At 64.8% G+C, this 657-nt stretch carries 1 protein-coding gene; it reads left to right on the top strand.

What is annotated here, in order from left to right; translation table 11 throughout:
* Nucleotides 1–214 precede the first annotated feature (214 nt).
* The coding region (locus DMB66_RS60430; protein WP_148113007.1) for a Uma2 family endonuclease at nucleotides 215–657 on the top strand (443 nt) is incomplete at its 3' end.

The raw sequence follows: 657 nt of genomic DNA, 5'->3' as shown, positions 1-657 counted from the left end.
ACGGATCGGAGGGTTCGAGGTTCGAGTCCCTTCGGGCGCACTGTAGGATCCAAAGGGCCTCAACCTCGGGGTGGAGGCCTTAAGTTCTGGACGAGCTGGCTCTGGCTCTTCCAGCCAGAGGCACGTCGGGCGCGGTCTGTCCGCCCGGATTGCTGGCGGGAGCAGCGCGACTTGCAGGGGAGGCGTGGTGAGCGCCGAGGCAGTGGGTGCGAGTATGCCGACGCAGGTGACATTGGATGACCTTGCTGTGATGGCGGCAGCCGATGAGAACCACCGTTACGAACTCAGTCCCGAGGGAGTGTTGTCCGTCATGCCGCCCGCGGATCCTGATCACGCGCTTATCGTGTCGCGGATGTTCGCTTGGTTCCTCACCAATGGCTACGGCCCGGAGCAGGTTGTCACGGACTGCGGCATCGATGTCGGTGGCGGGCGAGTTCCTGACCTCACCGTGTGGGCGGAAGGCATGCCGCCGCGCCCGGCCAGGTCGAGCTATGCCGGGACGGTCGGGCTCCTGCTCGCTGTTGAGGTGGTTTCCAGGGGTTCCGAGGTCACCGATCGGATGATCAAGAAGGTCGAGTACGCCAAGGCCGGGATCCCCCACTACTGGTTTGTCGAGCGTGATGCGGTCACCGCGGTGCATCGGCACGCCCTCAGTGC

This window comes from Actinoplanes sp. ATCC 53533, assembly GCF_003947245.1.
The sequence above is the reverse complement of the archived record's forward strand: the minus strand, read 5'-3'. Positions and strand labels throughout refer to the sequence as shown.